The 18,847-nt window shown below is 65.8% G+C and carries 14 protein-coding genes and 2 pseudogenes; 4 read left to right on the top strand and 12 right to left on the bottom strand.

Annotation, left to right across the window (positions count from 1 at the left end):
- The first annotated feature begins 3 nt into the window (after positions 1-3).
- Both KCH48_RS26550 and KCH48_RS26545 read left to right on the top strand, forming a co-directional pair.
- A complete protein-coding gene (locus tag KCH48_RS26550) occupies positions 4-618 on the top strand; it encodes a type IV toxin-antitoxin system AbiEi family antitoxin domain-containing protein (protein WP_210577268.1) in 615 nt (204 codons plus the stop codon).
- On the top strand, positions 618-1,517 hold the full coding sequence (locus tag KCH48_RS26545) for a nucleotidyl transferase AbiEii/AbiGii toxin family protein (RefSeq protein WP_210577267.1): 900 nt from the start codon (positions 618-620) through the stop codon (positions 1,515-1,517). Before KCH48_RS26550 ends, KCH48_RS26545 begins: the two co-directional genes overlap by 1 nt.
- Positions 1,518-1,727: 210 nt before the next feature.
- On the opposite strand, the gene KCH48_RS26540 is transcribed toward KCH48_RS26545, so the two are convergent.
- The 4 genes and pseudogenes from KCH48_RS26540 to KCH48_RS43470 all read right to left on the bottom strand — a co-directional run.
- On the bottom strand, positions 1,728-2,663 hold the full coding sequence (locus tag KCH48_RS26540; RefSeq protein WP_210577266.1) for a hypothetical protein: 936 nt from the start codon (positions 2,661-2,663) through the stop codon (positions 1,728-1,730).
- Positions 2,663-6,133, bottom strand: coding sequence for a hypothetical protein (locus KCH48_RS26535; RefSeq protein WP_210577265.1), 3,471 nt, complete (start codon positions 6,131-6,133; stop codon positions 2,663-2,665). The genes KCH48_RS26540 and KCH48_RS26535 overlap by 1 nt, the downstream gene beginning before the upstream one ends.
- A gap of 222 nt (positions 6,134-6,355) precedes the next feature.
- Complete coding sequence (locus KCH48_RS26530) at positions 6,356-11,320, bottom strand: DUF3320 domain-containing protein (protein ID WP_246885916.1); 4,965 nt, start codon at positions 11,318-11,320, stop codon at positions 6,356-6,358.
- Between the two features lie 262 nt (positions 11,321-11,582).
- Positions 11,583-11,678: pseudogene (locus KCH48_RS43470) on the bottom strand (IS5/IS1182 family transposase); the annotation flags it as partial.
- A 52-nt stretch (positions 11,679-11,730) separates the two neighbouring features.
- On the opposite strand from KCH48_RS43470, the gene KCH48_RS26525 reads away from it, so the two are divergent.
- Entirely contained in the window at positions 11,731-12,297 is a 567-nt protein-coding gene (locus tag KCH48_RS26525; RefSeq protein WP_210577263.1) for a HEAT repeat domain-containing protein, read from the top strand.
- 152 nt (positions 12,298-12,449) lie between these two features.
- Complete coding sequence (locus tag KCH48_RS26520; RefSeq protein ID WP_210577262.1) at positions 12,450-13,007, top strand: glycoside hydrolase family 25 protein; 558 nt, start codon at positions 12,450-12,452, stop codon at positions 13,005-13,007.
- A 117-nt stretch (positions 13,008-13,124) separates the two neighbouring features.
- Here the strand turns inward: KCH48_RS26520 and KCH48_RS43465 are convergent.
- From KCH48_RS43465 to KCH48_RS26480, 8 genes and pseudogenes are all read right to left on the bottom strand, one after another.
- Positions 13,125-13,253 (bottom strand): annotated as a pseudogene (locus tag KCH48_RS43465) (endonuclease domain-containing protein); the annotation flags it as partial.
- 338 nt (positions 13,254-13,591) lie between these two features.
- Positions 13,592-14,146: a hypothetical protein gene (locus KCH48_RS26510; protein ID WP_210577261.1), complete on the bottom strand. Its 555-nt coding sequence runs from the start codon at positions 14,144-14,146 to the stop codon at positions 13,592-13,594.
- A 127-nt stretch (positions 14,147-14,273) separates the two neighbouring features.
- The gene (locus tag KCH48_RS26505; protein WP_210577260.1) at positions 14,274-14,936 is read right to left on the bottom strand and encodes an NAD(P)-binding domain-containing protein; all 663 of its coding nucleotides are present in this window, start codon (positions 14,934-14,936) and stop codon (positions 14,274-14,276) included.
- Between the two features lie 137 nt (positions 14,937-15,073).
- Positions 15,074-15,286, bottom strand: a complete 213-nt coding sequence (locus KCH48_RS26500; protein WP_210577259.1) for an EF-hand domain-containing protein — start codon at positions 15,284-15,286, stop codon at positions 15,074-15,076.
- 46 nt (positions 15,287-15,332) lie between these two features.
- Positions 15,333-16,247, bottom strand: coding sequence for a MerR family transcriptional regulator (locus KCH48_RS26495; protein WP_210577258.1), 915 nt, complete (start codon positions 16,245-16,247; stop codon positions 15,333-15,335).
- Positions 16,248-16,296: 49 nt separating this feature from the next.
- Entirely contained in the window at positions 16,297-16,899 is a 603-nt protein-coding gene (locus tag KCH48_RS26490) for an ADP-ribosyltransferase (protein ID WP_210577257.1), read from the bottom strand.
- 101 nt (positions 16,900-17,000) lie between these two features.
- Positions 17,001-18,176 (bottom strand): YncE family protein, encoded by a 1,176-nt coding sequence (locus KCH48_RS26485; protein WP_210577256.1) that lies wholly within the window; start codon positions 18,174-18,176, stop codon positions 17,001-17,003.
- The coding region (locus KCH48_RS26480) for a polysaccharide deacetylase family protein (RefSeq protein ID WP_246885915.1) at positions 18,176-18,847 on the bottom strand (672 nt) is incomplete at its 5' end. The genes KCH48_RS26480 and KCH48_RS26485, both read right to left, overlap by 1 nt.

Here is an 18,847-nt window from a genome sequence, read left to right as displayed (position 1 = left end):
TACATGAGTGGTACGGAAAACTCCCGTGTGCAGCAGCGACTGGTCGGCCTCTCCCCTACGTTCACGACGGCGCAGGCACGTCAGGCCCGGCTCTCGCCCCGCGATCTGGCGCACCTGGTCACGGAAGGGGAGATAGACGAGCTGTCCCGTGGGGTGTATCGGCGGACAGACGCCCCGGAGACTGCGCACGTAGATCTGCTGGCCGTGTGCACACGGGCTCCGCGCGCCGTCGTGTGCGGCGAGTCCGCCCTGGCCCTGCATGAGCTGATCGACGACATCCCCACAGCGGTACACATCGCCGTGCCCCGCGGAGCACGCCGTCCCACGATCTCCTACCCGCCGACCGTGGTGGCGCAGTACGCCCCGACGACCTTCGCCCTCGGCGTCGAACGATTCGAAGCAGCCCCGGGAGAGACCATCCCCGTGTACAACGCAGCGCGCAGCGTCGTCGACGCGATGCGCCACCGCAGCCGTATCGGCGAGACCCTCGCCCTGTCCGCACTAGGCCGCTACCTGCGCCGAGACGGACGCAGCGGGGTCAGCGAACTCCAACACGTCGCACGCGAGTTGGGCGCCCTCTCCGTCATTCGCCCCGCCGTAGAGGCGGTGCTCGCCTGATGGCCAACCCCACGCGCGACACCACCGCCGGCCGCGTCTACAACGACCTACGCAACCTGGCCCGCCGCAACAGCCGGTCCACGGACGAGATCATGGTCGAGTACGTCCTCGAACGGTTCCTCTACCGCTTGGCCGCATCGCCCCTCGGCCGGGAACACTTCGTCCTCAAGGGCGGCCTGCTCCTCGCCCAGTTCGGCGCACGCCGGATGACCCGCGACATCGACATCCTCGGCCGCTCGTTCCCAGGCACCGAAACCGAGATCATCCACAGGATCGCGGCCATCGCCGCCACCGAGATCGACGACGGCGTCCTATTCGATCCCGCGACGCTCAAGACCGTCCCCATCCGGGAGGAGGACGAGTACCACGGTCTGCGCCTGTCCATGGCCGCCTCCATCAGTCGGGCCCGCCTCAAGCTGCAACTGGATGTCAGCTTCGGCGACCCCGTTACCCCCGGCCCTCGGATCATCGACTACCCACAGCAACTCACGACGGACAGCTTCCAGATCCTCGGCTACCCACTCGCCACAGTCATCGCCGAAAAACTCTCCACTGCCGTCTCCCTCGGTGACCTCAATACCCGCGACCGCGACTACGGCGACCTTTACCGCCTACTCACCCTCAACGACCTCGATGGCCAGGAACTCACCACGGCTCTGACCGCCACCGCCGCACACCGCGGTATCACCCTGAAACCCCTCAGCGCCACCATCACCGACCTCGGCGAGCGTCGCCAGACCTCCTACACCGCCTGGCGCCGCCGACAGGGCCCCGCCGCACCCGGCTACCCCGAACGCTTCACCGACGTCATCCGGCAGGTCACCGCTTTCGGAGACACCCTCCTCAACGGCGACGCCGTCACCGTCAAATGGAAAGCAGCGGACCTCACATGGTCGTGAATCAGGTCTGACCGGCCAACCAGGCCTTCGGGATTCGAACTCGAGACCTACGCATTGCGAGAGCCTGCAAGATCGTGATAGGGGTACCGGGACGTACCTCCGTGTCATTTTTCCCCAGGTCAGCCAGCCCTAGTGGCTGCATCGATGCCACCGAGTCCTACTGATGCCGTAGGGTCCGCTCACGCATAAGAATGGAAGCAGTCGGAGGTACTACTGCCCTTGCAGTTGTTCCCACTTGATCGCCAAGGTGTCGAGCAGAGACCTGCGATCCAGAGCCGGATGTAAGCTGTAAAGAACCTGAGCTAGGCGCAGCGCCACCTCTACCGACTCGCCCGGTTGGAGCACAAGCCGCTCCATGGCGTCTGCAGCAGTGATGGGCAACAAGCGGCCAGTCTCGGCAATCAGGGTCTGCTCGATGTGACGGGTGGTCACCTCTTCGATGTCGGCCGTTGCCGGCACCAGAGACAGGGCTTCGGCCCAGCGTTTGCTGTACCGGTCTCTCACCTGGTGCAGGTTGAGGCCGTCACAGCCCAGATCACCAGCCGCTCTCTGCAGAGAGCCCAGATAGTCGACCACAACATCCGTGCGGCTGAGTCGGTCCTTCCACAGATTGGACAGGGACTTGCTGTCCGGGTGCTGCTCGATGGCCCGAGCAATTTCGATTGCCATCATCAGGTAGCGAAGGGCCGATCCAAGCAAGACCTCCAAACACTGTTCCCATTGGCCATCGCCTGGGACCCGTGATCCACACGCATCCCTGAACCAGTCGTAGCAGGTGTCACGGGTCTCTCGGTCGCGAGTAGTTGCGGGATCCAAGTTGTGCGCGAAGAATGTTCGAAGTCGTCCAAGCACATGCTTGAATTGCTCAGCCTCGACAGGGTCTATATTCACCCTCCTGGCCTGAGCCAGGAGGTATTTAATGCTCGTCCTCCATGCCTCATCCAACCAAGAACTGAGCCAGATGGTCGTGGTAACAAATCCATGTTGAGGGCTAGACAGGACCGGGCGCGGTGCCGTGACGGTGAGGCCAGCTGGACAGGAAGTCAGGGCGTCACACAACATCTCCAACTCGGTTTTTCGGCTGTCGAGTTCAGCAAGGATAGTGAGCGGTCCATGCGCCGTGACTGTCTGATTGGCGATGCTCATCAGTCCTCCACCGATCCAGCCTCGTCTGACGGCAAGGGGACATCGTTGCGGGAGATGATATTGGGGCCCCGCCTGTCACCTGGTTGGCGTGCCGGTTCAAGTAAAGGCCCTCGAAGGTTAAAAGTCACATAGGCATCAGGTAGCGCCATTCCTTGCGACGGATCTGTGACACCGAAGTCATAGGGCTGGAAAGCTACTTCACGAGCCAACTCCTCAACCCAGCAGAGTCCCTTGCGCTGATCCAGATCCACACGACGGACCACGGGATGAAATCTCTGCGGGCTGCCCGAAGGGTCACTGGCCACGTACATTGCAACAACACGCCGACGATGCGAGTATGACTGCTGTTCAGCCTTACGGAAGGCAGCGAACGCCGCAGCTACCTGGTCCAGGTGGAATAGCGCGAGGGCGCGCATGAACTCTACTCGCAGCAACGATAGTTCATCTGCAGCTTGGAGCCTGCCGGCGAGATCGAGGCATTCCGTCCAGTCTGCACGAGTGAGCGGCAGGGTAAGTCGTTCCTCCTCCATAAACCGGTGACCGGTCTTGGCCAGCCAGAAAAGATCCACAAGCAGTCGAAGGCAACGAGGGTCGTTCACGGCCGCGCTATGCACCTGCAGATGCTTTAGCGCAGCCACGATGCCGGACGGCTCAGGCGCGTTCCGAATGAGGCCGCTCACTCGGAGCGCGTACAAGTAGGCAGCGAGGGGCTCGTCGTGCTTTGCCAGCTCTTGCAGCCGCTCGTCAGCGACCCGGTCATCGCTTGCGATACTTGCTATATCCGCAAAGCGTGCATTGTACTTGGCTTCTTGTTTCGGGCTGAGGTCGGCAACGTCGATAAGCAACAGCCGTGAAATACATTCCGCGAGCAATCTGGTTGCTTCGTGCCGCCTTAGGGCTTTCTTATCGAACACATCGATGGTGACCCAGCACAGGACGTCCATCGGGTAATATTTATCAGTCGATAGACGCGTTGAATCCGCCGTAATTCGGAGCACGCGGCTTACAAGCTCGCTAACTCTATCGAACGGCAGCGGCGACGGAATCGCTCCTTCGGGACCACTGCGCAGCAGTTCGTAAATTTTCGCACCAGCAACACTGGCCTGCTCCACCATCAGATTGGCGCGTACGCCAGTCCGTGACGAGGGCGAGAGAGTTACGAGAGCATCTTCAACAACCCCCTCGGCTCGCTCCAGGGTCTGAATCCGTTGCTCCGCATTGGGAAGTCGCTTACGCTGAGCAAACTTGACCCACTCTCGGCAGAGGTTCGTTTCCAATAACGCCAGTCGCGGGTTGAATACGACACTGGCTCCATTGGCATGTGCGATCGCATCTGCCATCCGGAGGAAATTCCGTGCGTAGCGTGCTTCCTGGTCCCCTTGCGGGCCGATACGGTTGAGCAAGTCCACCGCAAATTGAACCTCGGCCCCACCAAAGGAGGTGCTGTCAGGACGAATTTCCGATAGGACCTCCGCGATCGCCTTAATCTCAGACTCATCGCTGATCTGCTCTTCGGTGACCAGGATTTGTGCTTCGAGTTCATTTCGAGCAGACAGCATATAGTTGCCGTCGGCGCCCTCGATCCATCGAATAAGATCGACCTTCCCCAGGAGTTGGGGGAGGTTACGGACGCCGTCGCGTCCGACAACACGGAGGGCAAGCTCTAGCGGGATAGACTGCCCATGCCGTGAGGCTACAAGCACAATATTTACTAGACGCTCGTAAGGACCTCGGTAAACCGACGCTTCAGACGTCTCTCCAATTTCACGCAATGCAATTTCCAGATCATCGACAAGGCCAGCCTTTGCCAGAGCTGCTGCCATCGCAGTTGGTGGCTCATACTCGGATGACTCACGGACGGCAGAGATCAGGGTCGACTCCGTGTGCCTGAGTTCGAGCACCAGGCCACCACTGACCGGACCTCGACTTTCCGGAAGAAGTCGATAAAGAGCGGATAGGAAAGTGCTATCCTTTTGGATCAGCCTTTTGTCTCGGTCGGGGATGGTGATCCCCAGGGACTCAAGATGGCGTGAGAACCTCCGCATCTCGCCGCCGGTCAAAGACGCGGGAGCCTCGATGATTTGCCGGGTATTCTTAAGGTCGCCAGTCCGATAGCAGCTGCCAACCAATACAGCCCTACGCCCTCGGGAATCGAGGTACTTAGCCAATCTGAAGTATTCATCGGGGTCGACCATTCCATCCCAGATCAGCAGGGTTCCTGGCATGGAAACCTTCTCGACCCATTCACAGAAGGAGTCGATTGCCTCGAATGAGGGACGATTTGCACGTCGTGAGATATGCAGAACTGCATGCTGTCCCCCACGTGCGATAGAGTGCGCTAGTGAGGCTAGTGCGATTGTTTTTCCGCTGCCTGTCTGCCCCCAAATCAGGAGAGGGCGCTCCAATAGCCCCCGGCTCGACAGTGCCGCCTCAACGCGCTTGCGCAGGACAGCCTCAAAGTCCCTCTGAAATTGGAGTCCGCTATTAATTGCTGACCAGATATTCGATGATTCGGTTGCTCCGAGGAATTCCCTGAACCGAAGGTAGCGCAACTCTTCCGATTGGGCCGGCGGGGTCGTTAGGAGGTTCACATCGATCGGCTGCCCAAACGACACCACCGCGTTCCAGATTTCCCTGGGGACCGCGTGCAGCTCCCTGCCGTGGCGGATCTGGTGACCATCGGATTCGAAGCGTTGAAGGTCAGTCAGCCGCCCACGGCGCCTTGCTCCCTCGATATAACTTGCGAAGTCCTCAGCGTGTGTGACAAGCGTTCCCTCCTCAACGGCTGCCGCGATGTACTCGTCTTCGAGCTCCGCAGAAGTCGCCGAGAATAGATGCGCCTGCCCGCGGCCTAGGCGGTGCAAAATTCCATAGAGATCTTCGGAATTGAGCCAGTCATGAATTCCCCAGGCTTCGATTACCAGTACACCACGCGGAGTGATCAGCTCGTCGGGGAGGCGCTGTGCGAGAGCACGTGCCTCTGTTTTACGTGCGCCAAGTTCAAGGCGGCTGGTCGGAGGTTGGCTTTCGGGAGGCTGGTCGGCACCTCCAAAGAGCAGTACGGCTTGGACCTGACGGGTACTTCTGGGGGCAGAGGGGCGATAGGAGGACGAAGCGACGGGCTGAACCTGGCGCCATTCGCTTCGCAGAGCGCGCAGAAACAGTGAGTCAACCGCAGTACTGAACACCCCGTTCCACGGCAGACTGAAAACCACACGAAGCCATGCTGGTGCAGTGAGTTCGGCGGCAGACTTGGAGAGGGCAGCGATGGCAGCGTCTCTCCGTTCACGGGGGATACGCAGCAGGAGCTGATACAAGTCGATGGGATCGACGGTGACGCCCCCGGCTCGCGAGACAGGCCCAACCAGTGGATCTTCGCCACTCTCCAAGCGTAGGTACTTCTGTCCGAGTAGAAGAAAGCCTGGCCCTTGCTCGAGGCGGTTAATCAGATCCTCGTAGTGGACAGTCATGTCTCTCCTCACGAGTGATACGAAGCCCTGCCAGCATAAGGATATTTGGATCGACTCGGTTGCGATTCAGCAGAACTGCAACTTGCCGGGATGGTCTCTATACCGGGAGGAGTTCCTGCAAGGGTGCTGGCTCGCGCCGTACTGCGCATCTGGCGCCAAGCGAACGTTGGCGGCAGTGGCCGCCACGCCGGGGATCACGGAGGCCGGTCCGCCACGGTCCCATCACCCGACCGCCGTGATGTGCCCGTCCGCCTCCCTCAACCTGCCTCGGCGGTGCAGCTCATCGATGTCGGAGTCCAGGAAGCTGCGGATGTCCCGGCCCATGCGACGCCAGCCGAAGAACTCGCCCGCGTGCCGGACCAGTTCGTCCCGTGACATGCCTGGGCACTCCGCGGCAAGTTCATACAGCGCCAGCTGCCGCTCGGTCGGAGCGATGTGCGCGGCCTTGCGGGGGGTGTCGCCCTCTCCCGGAGCGCGGGCGTCCAGCTCCTCTCGGCCGGCCATGTCCAGGAACTGCCCGTCGACGGTGACCTGCCCCGAACGGACGAGACCGCGCACCACTTCCCGCACGTTGTCGCGGATCCTGTTGCCCGCCCGGGCAACGCCCCACGCCTCCCTGGCACGCTGCACCAAGAGCTCCTCGTGAATGGGTCCCTCGATCCCGATGACCCTGGTCAGGACGTTGCGCAGCGCGGGCCGGGCTTCAGAGGTGTGCAGTTCGTACGGTGAGGACACCGTCATCTCGCATGTCTCGTACATGGAGCTCCACGGCCGGTCGGGATCGGTGTCGACGGGAACGCGCTCATGGTCCGGGGGCGCCAGGGTCGTAGGCGGCGCTCCGTCCCCCGGTCCCGGAGCACCAGGCCCGTCCGAAGCGCCAGAGAGCGGAGCGGTCGGCCTCGTGCGTGAGGTCTCCTCCGCCTGTTCCTCGGCGGCCACCGCCGGATCTACCGAGGTGGAGTCGGAGTCCGACATCGGTCCCCGCTCGACCGCCTCACGCAGTCTCAACTCGGCAGCAGCCCGGCCGCGATACCAGTCAGTGCCCCAGATGCGGTGCAGCCGCCAACCCAGCCCAGCCAGCACCTCCTCCCGCAGCCGGTCGCGATCCCGAGCCGTCCTTGACGAGTGGTACATCGCACCGTCGCACTCGATACCGAGCGCGTAGGCACCGGGGAACTCCGGATGGCGCACGCCGATGTCGATGCGGTATCCGGCGACGCCGACCTGCGGCTGCACGCGGTAGCCCCAGTCGCGAAGCACCTGCAGGACCGACTCCTCGAAAGGGCTGTCCGGTTCGGCGTCAGCCTGTGTCACGTCCTGCGCGAGGACTGCGGGACCGGTCTCGGCGTACTCCAGATACCGCTTGAGGTGCTGAACGCTCTCGTTGGCGCTGTCGGCCAGGCCGCTGCCCCGGAACGACGCGACGACCTCCATGCGGAAGCGCGCCCGGGTCACTGCGACGTTCAGGCGCCGCCAGCCACCCCCCTTGTTGATAGGCCCGAAGTTCGTGCCGAACTTGCCGTGCTCGTCGGGGCCGTACCCGATCGACATGATCATGATGTCGCGCTCGTCGCCCTGGACTGACTCGAGGTTCTTGACGAAGAACCCGTCGAGCCGGTCCTCGGTGAAGCAGTGGTCCAGGTCGGGGCGGAGCAGCCGGGCCTGCTGAACAGCCTGGTCGATGGCCGCCGCCTGTGCCTGAGAGAGGGCGACGACACCCAGAGTGCGGCCGGGGCGGGTGTCGAAGTGATGGATGACCCGCCGGGCGACGAACTCCGCTTCCACGCGGTTGTCGCGTCGGCCGCCGCGGTCGTACATGCCCTGTGCGTGGAAGAAGTCGACGCCGATGTCGTTGCCGTGGTCCAGCGCTCCGGGGAAGGTCACCATGGAGTTGCCGTAGAAGGACCTGTTGCTGAACGTGATCAGGTCCTCGTGACGGCTGCGGTAGTGCCAGCGCAGGGACAGCTCGCGCAGGGCGCCCGCCTTGCATGCGTGCAGCAGCGATTCGAAACTGTCCGGAACGTCCTCGTCGTACTGGTCGGAGTCGTCCTCGACGGCCGAGTCGAAGAAGGAAGTGGGCGGCAGCTGCTTTTCATCGCCGGCCACGATCAGCGAGTCTGCCCGGTATACGCAGTTGACCGCGTCGGCCGGGCGGACCTGTGACGCCTCGTCGAAGATCACCACGTCGAAGTGATAGTCCGCAGGCAGGAACTGGCTTACGGTCAGAGGGCTCATCATGAAGCACGGCTTGATCAGCCGGACGACTTCGCGGGTCCGGCCAAGCAGTTCCCGCACTGGCATGTGGCGTCGCTTCAGCTCCGCCTGCTTCTTGATCACCAAGGCCGCCCCGCCGCTGAATCGTCGCGGCCGACGCTTGTTGCACGCTTCGATCACGGCGCCGCTCGCGGCAGCGACCAGTCGGCGGTCGGCCTCCCGGAAGTCGGCCACCCGGGCGTCCAGATCCGCGGAGCGGGTGGTGGCGAGACGCGTGTCCGTGGCCAGGAGGTCGTCGGCCCAGCACTTCAGCACCGCCTGCTCCACCACTGCAGGCAACTGTTCGGGCAGGACGCCTCGTTCGACGGCACGCGGGACGAGCTCATCGATGCCGTGACGCGCCAGGACGTCCACTCCAGAGCGGTATGCCTGCCACTCCTCCGGGCCACGCGGGTCGGCCCGGAGTTCGTCCACGGCCTGCTGGGCCTGGTCGAAAGTACCGAACAGGGCGAAGGACAACTGAGCCTGGCGGGGCTCCTCGAAGAGATCGTGTAGCGCGGTCGAGGACTCCGACCAGCGAGCGGCACGGCGCGTCGCCATGTCGCACCAGCCGGCCAGCGCGCCGCGAATGCCACGGGCCAGCAACCCCAGCAACGGGTCGGGCTCGGTGTCGTCGTCGAGGCGGGCAGTGAGCAGGTCCCGGTGAGCCGTCCCGCGGGTGAGTTCCGCTATGCGGTCCGCAGCAGCCAGCGCCGCGTCCATTGCGGGCAGTTCACCTTCGTCGCGGGGGACAAAGCCGCCCAGCGCCTCCTTGTGATGTGCCACCAACCGAGCGAACTCAGCCGCAGTGTGCTGCCAGGCCAGGGCATCGTTGAGGCGGTGGGGCAGTGTCTTGTCCCAGGCGCCGCCGCGCGTGAGCGCGGCCACCGCCGCACGATCCCTCCGATACTGGCCAGACAGACGCGCGAACACACCCCGATGCTGTTCCGTGAACCTCTCGACCAGGGCGGGCAACTCTCGAGCTTCCAGCACCTGCTCACCGAAGACGTCTCCCGCTGCAGCGTGGGCAGCCGCGCGGGCTGCATGCGCGTCCCGCAACTCCTGAGCCGCTCGATGTGCCTCGCGCAGCCCTTCCTCGTCGAACCATCGCGCAGGTGGCCGTTTCGCCGCGGAGGCCAGATCGGCGAGTTCCAGTAGGCCGAACGCCTCCTGAGAGGTTTCCGGCTTGGGTAGCCCGAACAGCTCGGCCAGTTGGGCGAGGCTTCCCGAGAAATCGTCCGACAGTCCGCCGCCGACCGTGCCGACCATGGCTGGATCCCGGTCGGGCAGGCCCGCTTCCAGAGTCCGTACGGTCTGCCGTACGTCGTGCACGGTACGTGGTTCGGGGGTCGTGACCGCAAACGGGCGACTTTCGGCAGCCGCGCGCAGGTCCGCGAGCGCATCGGTGGCCTCCGCGAGGACTGTGGTGGGGACGGTGGTCCCCTTCAGCTTCAGCCCGCGCCAGACGAACGCTTCGCCCTCCGCTGCCGGGCGCCAGGCCCGGCTGACGGTGCCGGCGGCTTCCCTGAGCGCCTGCAACTCCCCGGCGCCAAGCCGCCGGACCGTGGCGGTGCTCCTTGCTCCGAGGGTGAGCTGCGGGGTGTCGGCCTGCTCCAGGAGAACCAGGCTGCCCAGGACGTCATGGAGGGTACGGCCGAGCGGTTCACGGGTCTGGTTCATGGCCGCCGCGTAGGCCGACAGTTCCTCGCGCAGTCGGCGCGCCCTGTCCAGTTCGTGCTCGGCCGCTCCGGTAATCCGCACTTCGGTGGTCAGCACCCGTTCGAGCTCCGTCGCCACAGCTTTCTTGCTGGTGTCGCCGCTGTGCAGGGCCAGCACGAAGTCTCCGAGGCCGACGCCTCGCAGTCTGTTACGGACCACGTCGAGCGCTGCGGCCTTTTCACTGACGAAGAGGACGGACCGGCCGGCGTGCATGAGGGCGGCGATCATGTTGGTGATCGTCTGGCTCTTGCCCGTACCGGGCGGGCCGCTGACCACGAAGGAACGGCCGTCCAACGCGGCCGCGATGCACTGCCGCTGTGAGGAATCCGCGTCCAGCACGAGGGGGGTCCGCTCAGGCAGCTGGATCTCGTCGATGCGGTCCAGCTCGGGCGGCTCGAAGCCGATCAGATCGTCGGGCAGCCCAGAGTCGGGTCCGAGGCCGACGGCCCGGACCAGCGGATGAGCGAGGATGCGGTCCTCGTTCTGCTGAAGATCCTGGTACATGGCCTCCTTGTGCGAGGCGAAGAGGCCGAGTACCACGCGCTCGTCAACCGACCAGCCGTCCTGCGCACGCGCGACGTCCCGTGCGGCGGCGAAAACCGCGCTCGGATCGGCCACGTCGCAGTCGGCGACCGAGCTCCAGTCGACGCCCAGCCGCTCCAGCTTGACCGCGAGCGCGGGGTTGTGGATCCGGTCCTGGTCCTCCGCCAGGTGCAGACGCGTCTGCCGCCGCCCGTCTCGGCGAGGCTCCACAGGTACGAGCAGCAGCGGAGCGGCACTCGTCTCCTCGGCGCCCTCCTCCCGCCAGTCCAGCATGCCCACGCCGAGCCAGAGCACCCACAGGCCGTAGTCGTTGTACATCTGTCCCGACTTCTGGCGCAGTTGGTAGAGCGACGCATCAAGACCAGCCTGGGTGTTCTTCTGAGTCACCAGGCCTGAGGCGTGATGGGAGCCGCCGACCGTGGAGGTGGAGTCGTACTCGTAGAACACGCCGCTGCCCCGAGCCAGCTCTTCTCCGTCCACGCCGCTGTCGACGGACTCGTCGCCCGTGACGGGAGTGAAGGACCAACCGCGACCGAGCCCGGCCAACACCGCAGAGGCGTCAGGGGCCGTGATCTCCAGGGTGGCGGTCCTCGTATGACGGAAGTTCAGCAGACGGTTGCGCCCACCAAGGTCGAGCAGGGAACTGCGCCAGCTGCCCAGAACAGCTTTCAACCGGTCGAGCGCGGGGTCACTGCCGCCTGCAAAGCCACCGCTGTCACCACGCGCGGCTCCGGTCGTTCGCGAACTGGGCATAGTGACGTACCTCCGGAACGGAAAACGCACAGGAGGCAACACACCTCGCCCCCCCCAAGTGCCGTAATTATTCAGTGCTGGCAGCCCAACACACCAGTATCAGCACACGGTTGAGGCTGACATCCGCGGAGCATGCGCAGTTGGGCGCTAACCATCGCTCGCCCCTACTCGACGCGGGCGTTTGACTCTTGCGCACCGGATCCGCGCCGTCGCGCCGCAGCGCGGTGATCAGCTTGCCGAACTTGGCCCAAGGGGCAAGGCCGTCTGCCGGCCCCATGGGCGTAGAAAATCCTTTGCCGGGATTCGCCGCGTGACTCCAGACTGAGGCCATGCTCGGGTTCATTAGGACCGACGACGAAGCCCTCGTTTCCTGCTTGGGCGATCCTCAGCGCACCGTTGCGGCCTACCGCGAACTGCTGCGACGCGGGGAGAACGCGCTGGGCGCCATCCGCGCCGGCCTGCGCGACGCGAATCCGGCCGTCCGTGAGGGCTGCTGCCGCCTACTCGATCACCTGGTCGACACCGAATCGATGGGCGAACTCATCAACATGGCCGACGATCCCGACGCCCGCGTCAGGATCGCCGCATGCCACGCTCTGGCCTGTGACCGGTGCAAGGGCGACGTTTGCGCACCCGGCCCGGACCGGGTCCTCGAACCCGCACTGCGCCACCTGATCTCAGACCCCGACCCGCACGTCCGAGGAATGGCTGCCGAACTCGTCGGCAAGTTCGCCCACTCCGACGCACGCGCCGTTGCGGCCTTGAAGGCGTCTCACACCGACGACCCGAGCGCAGCGGTGCGGAAGAAGGCGGGTTGGTTCATACCCGGCGGAGCCATCTACGAGCGGGCCCTTCCCCCCCGCGTCCAGATGACAGGACAGCCTCTTTGTAGGTGACTGTCGGCCAGCCTGTGGTGGCGCAGGCAACTTCCGCATGACAGCCGAGGGTGAGATTCCGCCGCACCGCCCTCGCGGGCGGATCACACGTGCCATGGTGGGGCATACATCCAACAACTCCTGTTCCCCCACGAGCACTTCCGGGAGCGCCCATGCTGCGCGGCATCGACGTGAGTTCCTACCAGTCCTCCGCTTACGACACCGACGGCCTCTCCTTCGTCTTCATCAAGGCGACGGAAGGCCGTTCGTACGTCAACCCGAAGCTCGCCGCCCAGACGAAGAGGGGCCGCGACGCCGGACTGGTCGTCGGCTTCTACCACTTCCTCTGGCCCGGCAACCTCACCGCCCAGGCCGAGTACTTCGTCAAGCACGCCCCGGAAAAGGGCAGCGACATCCTCGCCGTCGACTGGGAGACCACCGGCGACGGCACGCACGCGAGCAACGCGGAGAAGGACCGGTTCATCCGGAAGGTGAAGGAGCTTCGGCCCAATCACCGGGTGATCTTGTACTGCAACCGGCACTTCTGGTTGACCGTCGACGACACCTCATACGCAGGTGACGGCCTCTGGATCGCCGACTACGTCGCCGCCGGCAAGCCCCGCATCCAGGCGAAGTGGCGCTTCCACCAGTACACGAGCAACCCGATCGACAAGAACGTGGCGGACTTCGAGAGCAAGGCGGCGCTGCGGGCATGGGCCGACAAGGCCTGATTCGTCTAACCGCCTGCTGAGGCAGCCAGTTCGCACCGGAACGGGCGGCAAGCCCTCGTACCACCCAAGGCCATGGGCATTGCAGTCGTTGCAGATGAGACCTCGCACGCATTCACCGCAGCTTCGCCCACCGGAACAACATGCGTGATCGTGATCGATGTCCATGGCCCGCAGACCCATATGGGTCGTCCCGCAAACCGCGCATCTGTCCTGCTGAAACCGGCGCAACTGGTCAATGAACTCCATGGTCACGTCGGCGAGTAGTCGGTTACGGGCTTGTGCTCGCCGCACCCCAGGCACTCGATGAGTCCGCGCTTGATCATCATCTGGACGGCACCACAGAGCTCTCTGGAAGACACAGCCCTTGCACATCCCTCGAAGGAACATGTACGGCCCTCAGCCGTTGCGCGGCCACGATTGATGGGCGCCAGGTCTCGCCCCCTCAGATGCTGCGTGTAGTGCGTCCTGCACAGCCCTTTCGTCAGGGGATACCTGTCGGAGGTCCGGTCGCAGGACCATCCTTTCCCCGCTGCCGCACACACGAGCCGCCCGAACATGCGTAACGCGCACGAACGTCTAAGGGTTCAGCCGGTGGCTCCTGGAGTGTCCAAGGACCGGGCGAAGTCGGCGAGCGTGCGGAAGTCGTCCTCGCGCAGGCCGATGCGCGGGTTGACGTGGTGCAGAAGCTCAGGCCCGCGGTGGTGGGTGGTCACGTATGCCTGGTCCAGATCGCTCTGTTCGTCGTCCACCCAGGCGAAGGGACGGCCGTTGGCGTAGTCCACGAGGGGACCGGTCTTCCAGTGGACCCCGTCGGGGCGGTCCTGGAACAAGGCGTCGCCGAAGTCGACGAAGGGGAGTTCGGGAAGACCGAGCACCGGGGCGATCCACCGGTTGGCTTGGTCCATCCATGTGGTGGCCCAGCACAGGTCGTAGCCGAGCTGGAGCAGGTGTCGCCCGTGCTCTGGGTTGAGCCAGACCCTCAGGGGTCGCCGCCGGGCCGAGAGTCCTCTGTGTTCGTCCGGAGTTCCGCTGTCCTGGGGCACTCTGAGGGTGGTGTAGCCGTCGGGGCGTTTCTCCGGCTTGGCCGCATAGGGGTTGAGTGGCCCGTCCACGTCGAGGAACAGCAATGGTCGGTTCACGATTTCCCCGGTCTGGCTCAATATCGGCTGCGCGGTGGAAGCGTAGCTGCAGGGATCCGGCGTGGAGCCGGTCGCCGGAAGACCGGCCATCATCAGCCACCTCGGACCCCTGCTCGCGCTCCGGGTGTCAGGCGCGGAAGGCTGCCGGGCGTTCGCTTGATGCCTCCGCCAGGGCCTTCGTCACCGCGTCGATGCCCGCCCGCAGGCCGTACACCGGGGTGTCGGGCTGCTGGCGCCAGGAGTCGTCGATGCCGCCGGAGTCGACGGTGTCGAAGCCGAGGTCGTCGATCAGGGCACGCACCTTGCGCTTGGCCGCCTCGTCGTCGCCCGCGACGGGGAGGGCCATGCGGTCGGGGTCGCCGGCCGGGCGCGGGCGTTCCAGGATGTCCTGGGCGTAGGTGCCGTTGAAGGCCTTGATCACGGGGTGGCCGATGTTCCGTTCGGTCCAGCGGCTTTCGGTGAGGCCCTCGTCCTCGATGGCGGCGATCCTGCCGTCCCGCTGCTTGGGGTAGTAGTTGTTGGTGTCGATGACGGCGAACCCGTCCGCCGCCCCGTCCAGCAGCCCGGCCGGCAGGTCGGGTACCGCCTTCGTGGGGACCGTGATCACGACGATCTCCGCACCCCGTGCCGCCTCTTCTACCTTGACGGGCGTGGCGCCGGTTTCCTCCGCGAGCGCGGTGAGGGTGTGCGGTCCGCGGGAGTTGGCCACGGAGACGTCGTGACCGAGGGCGGTGAGCCGCCGGGTGAGGTTGCCGCCGATGTTGCCCGCGCCGATGATGCCGATCTTCATGACAGGCCCTTCCGGGGTTGGTGCTCCTGACGTGCGTGACAGGGAGCAACAACTCCGGGACCGGGCGTGCTATTCCGCCGGGCGTGGTGAAGGGGCGCCCGTCCGCTGCCGGACGGGCGCCCCTTCATCAACTCACGTCACTTGTTCAGGTACGACCAGAACTCGTCGAACGACAGGAGCTTGTCGCCGTTGAGGTCCCGGCTGCCGATGATCACCTCGGCGACCGCCTCGGTGACGTTCCAGTCGCCCTGCTGGGCGAGGGCGGTCTTGAACTCGGCCGCGGTGATGAAGCCGTCACCGTCCGTATCGATCCGCTCGAAATGCTTGCGTGCTTCGTCGATGTCCGCCACCGATCCGCCCCTTCGTCATGCATGGTCCGTGTGTGCGGGGGTCAGATTATCGGGCCACCCGGTGACGCAGCGCGGCGACCACCCAGGCGAACTCCTCGCGGTGCGCGGGCAGCGGCTCGGTGCCCCGCACCAGGGCGGTCAGTTCCCGGAAGCGGGCCACTTCGACGTGTGCCGCGGACTCCATGCGGTCGAGTACGGCGGCCCGGTCGGCGTCGCCGAGCAGCCCGTTCAGCACGGCTTCGGCCTCGGGGGACTCGGGGGTGACGCCCTGCTCCAGCGCCTCGCCCGCGAGCTGCACGAGTCGGCTCATGAACCACAGGGACGTCCCGGCGGGTACGTCCGGTCCCCGGTCCGCCGCGTTGAACTCGATCATCTTCCGCATCCGGGCGCGGAAACCGAGGTCCTGCATCAGTTCGGCCATCTCCACCCAGGCGTCCACCTGCTCCGGCGTGGGATCCTCGGGCAGATCGGACAGGCCGAACCGCATCCGGGTCCGGATGTCGGGGTCCGCGGTGTCCAGCCCGCCGAAGGTCTCCTCCATGAAGTCGTCGATGATGCGCCCCCGCTCCGCGGCCGACAGCCGCGCCAGTTTGTTCATCAGGGTCATCTCCTCCGCGGTCGAGCCGCGTCGCGCCACGGTCGACAGCACCGCACGGGTCACCTTCAGCGACCGGATCTGCGCGTCCAGCGCCGCCACGTGCGTGGCGGCGACGGACGCGATGTCCTGCTCGCCGCTGACCACCTTGCGTACGTCGTCCAGGCCGAGGCCCAGTTCGCGCAGGGTGCGGATCAGCTCCAGGCGGGCGACGGACCCGGCGTCGTACAGGCGGTAGCCGCCCGTCGACCGGGTCACCGGGGGCAGGGCGCCCTCGTCCGACCAGTAGCGGATGGTGCGCACGGTCAGCCCGGTGGCCCTGGCCAGCTCGCCGATGGTGAACAGTGCGGTGCCGTCTTCGCTCATGTCCGCGAGTCTGGGGCTTCCAGTGGGTGGAGACTCAAGGGGTCCCGGTTCAGTGCCAGGCCTCGTAGTGCGGGTTGCTCTGGCAGCCGCTCATGATCTCGACCTTGGTCGTCTTGTTCACCGGGCAGACGCCGATGATGTACTTCCGGTGGATACCGCCGGGGAAGGCGACCTCGACCTGGTCGGCCCACTTGTGGGTGTCGCCGATGGTCTTGTTGACGTCGATGCCGCCGGGGGCGTCGATGTAGTAGTTGTAGCCCGACTTCCACCAGGTCTTGTACAGGTCGTGGTCGTACGACGTCGACACGTACGGCGAGGGCTGGTTGACGAGGACGTAGCTCTCGATGTCGTACTGGCCGTTGATGACGTCCTTGGGCAGGAAGCCCTCTTCGAAGACGACCGCGGGTCCGCGGCCGTCGGCGCGGTACAGCGTGCCGCAGGTCTTGCGCCAGACCGGGGTGGGTGTGATGCGGGAGATGTCGACGCGACGGTCGGCGGCCGCCTTGACGGGGTCGTCGAACTGGGGACAGGCGGGAGCTGCGGCGGCCTTCGCGGGCGCCGTCGTGGGGACCGTGGCGGCCGTCGTGGAGAAGACGGCCGCGAGGGACAGGACGGCGGCAACAGCCCGCCGCCGCAGACGAGTTGTGATCATGCGGGGCACGATTCCGGGTCTGCGGCGGCGGGCTGGGGATCTTCACTCGTACGGCGGCGTGTCCGTGCGAGCGTCTTTACGGAAGCGCCTCTGTGCCACCGTCACCGGAAGATGCCGGTGTGGCCGAGTGAGTAGCGGCCCGGTTGTGGGTAGACCGCGAGGCCGTGCGGGCCGTCGCCGACCGGGATGCGGGCGAGCTGGGTGCCGGTGCGGGTGTCGATGGCGTAGACCTCGGCGTCGTACCGGCCGGACAGCCACAGGACCTTGCCGTCGGCGGAGACGCCGCCCATGTCGGGGCTGCCGCCGTCGGGGAGGTGCCACTTCTTGGTGAGCTTGTTCCGCGTGAAGTCGAAGACTGAGATGGAGCCCTCGCCTCGGTTGGAGACGTACATCTCGCGGGAGTCCCGGCTGACGTACAGCCCATGGCAGCCCTTGCCGGTGGGCAGGAGGGTGGGCTCGGTGAACTTCTCGCCGTCCAGCACCCACATCCCGTCGGCCATCATGTCGGCGATGTAGAACTTCTTGCCGTCCGGGGAGATCTTCACGTCCTGCGGCATGGCCCCGTCGAAGGGGAGCTTCTGCTGTCCGACGACCTCCATCTTCTCCGTGTCGACCTTCAGCAGTTCGCCGCTGAACTCGCAGGAGACGATGAAGTACTTGCCGTCGGCGGAGAAGTCGGCGTGGTTGACGCCGTAGCAGGTGACCGGTTCGGTCTTGATCCGCTCCATGGTGTGCGGGTCGCGGAAGACGAGTTCGCGGTCGAGGGAGGCCATGACGACGGCGTACTTGCCGTTGGGCGTGAAGTAGAGGTTGTACGGGTCGTGGACCTCGACCTCCTTGCCCGCCTTGCCGGTCTTCGGGTCGATGGGGGTGAGGGTGTGGCCGCGGTTGTTGTTGACCCAGAGGGTCTTCAGGTCCCAGGACGGGACGACGTGCTGGGGCTGGCGGCCGACGGGGATCGTCTCGATGATCTCGTACGTCTTCGGGTCGATGACCGAGACCGTGTCGGACTCGGTGTTGGGGACGTATACCCGGGACGGGAAGTCCTTGACCACGGGCGAGAGTTGGTTGGGTCTGTCCGCCGCGTAGACGTCCTTCGGATCGAGGACGGGCGGCATGCCGGGCAGGCCCTGGACGGGCTTCTTCGGCGGTGCGGGTACGGCCGCCTTGGTGTTGAGGGCCTGGGGTGCCGGGTCCGGGGACTGGGTGCCGCAGGCGGCGAGCGCGATGAGGGCGGCGCCCGCGATCAGGGTGCGTGTGACGAGGTTCCGGTGCATCAGCTCAGCAGCTCCGTGGTGGTGACCGCGCGCAGTCCGCGGTGGTCGAGTTCTTCCAGTACGGCGGGGAGCGCGGCGACCGTGTCCGCGTAGCCGAAGTGCAGGCTCACGATCGATCCGCCCCGGATCCCGGCCATGACGTTGCCGGTGACGGCGTCGGGGCCGGGCGAGGTGAAGTCGAGGGAGTCCACGTCGTAGGAGAGGACGTGGGGGTAGCCCGCGGTGCGGGCCAGCCGTTCGACGAGCGGGGAGGCGCGCGCGGCGCGGGACGGGCGGAACCAGGTGCCGATCGATCCGGTCAGCCGCTTCAGCCGCTCGGCGCATTCGGTGATCTCGGCCTGTGCCTCGGCCTCGGACATGGCGTTGACGTCCAGGTGCCGATGGGTGTGGTTGCCGAGGTCGTGGCCGCCGTCGAGGATGCGGCGGGCGAGCTCCGGGTGCTCGTCGAGCCAGGTGCCGACGGCGCGGCGGGGGGGCCGGGGGCGGGGACGGGGGGGGGGCGAGGGGGGGGGGGGGGGGGGGGGGGGGGGCGGGGGGGGGGGGGGGCGGGGGGGGGGGGGGGGGGGGGGGGGGGGGGGGGGGGGGGGGGGGGGGGGGGGGGGGGGGGGGGGGGGGGGGGGGGTGGGGGGGGGGGCGGGGGGGGGGGGGGGGGGGGGCGGCCCCCCCCCCCC

Source organism: Streptomyces sp. GESEQ-4 (assembly GCF_017948455.1).
In the GTDB taxonomy this organism is placed as follows: Bacteria; Actinomycetota; Actinomycetes; order Streptomycetales; family Streptomycetaceae; genus Streptomyces.
Note: the sequence above shows the minus strand (reverse complement) of the source record. Positions and strands in the feature narration are given on the sequence as shown.

Coding starts and splice junctions, on each gene's coding strand:
- KCH48_RS26550 (WP_210577268.1), top strand. CDS start 4: ATGAGTGGTACGGAAAACTCCCGTGTGCAGCAGCGACTGGTCGGCCTC.
- KCH48_RS26545 (WP_210577267.1), top strand. CDS start 618: ATGGCCAACCCCACGCGCGACACCACCGCCGGCCGCGTCTACAACGAC.
- KCH48_RS26540 (WP_210577266.1), bottom strand. CDS start 2,663: ATGAGCATCGCCAATCAGACAGTCACGGCGCATGGACCGCTCACTATC.
- KCH48_RS26535 (WP_210577265.1), bottom strand. CDS start 6,133: ATGACTGTCCACTACGAGGATCTGATTAACCGCCTCGAGCAAGGGCCA.
- KCH48_RS26525 (WP_210577263.1), top strand. CDS start 11,731: ATGCTCGGGTTCATTAGGACCGACGACGAAGCCCTCGTTTCCTGCTTG.
- KCH48_RS26520 (WP_210577262.1), top strand. CDS start 12,450: ATGCTGCGCGGCATCGACGTGAGTTCCTACCAGTCCTCCGCTTACGAC.
- KCH48_RS26505 (WP_210577260.1), bottom strand. CDS start 14,936: ATGAAGATCGGCATCATCGGCGCGGGCAACATCGGCGGCAACCTCACC.
- KCH48_RS26495 (WP_210577258.1), bottom strand. CDS start 16,247: ATGAGCGAAGACGGCACCGCACTGTTCACCATCGGCGAGCTGGCCAGG.
- KCH48_RS26490 (WP_210577257.1), bottom strand. CDS start 16,899: ATGATCACAACTCGTCTGCGGCGGCGGGCTGTTGCCGCCGTCCTGTCC.
- KCH48_RS26485 (WP_210577256.1), bottom strand. CDS start 18,176: ATGCACCGGAACCTCGTCACACGCACCCTGATCGCGGGCGCCGCCCTC.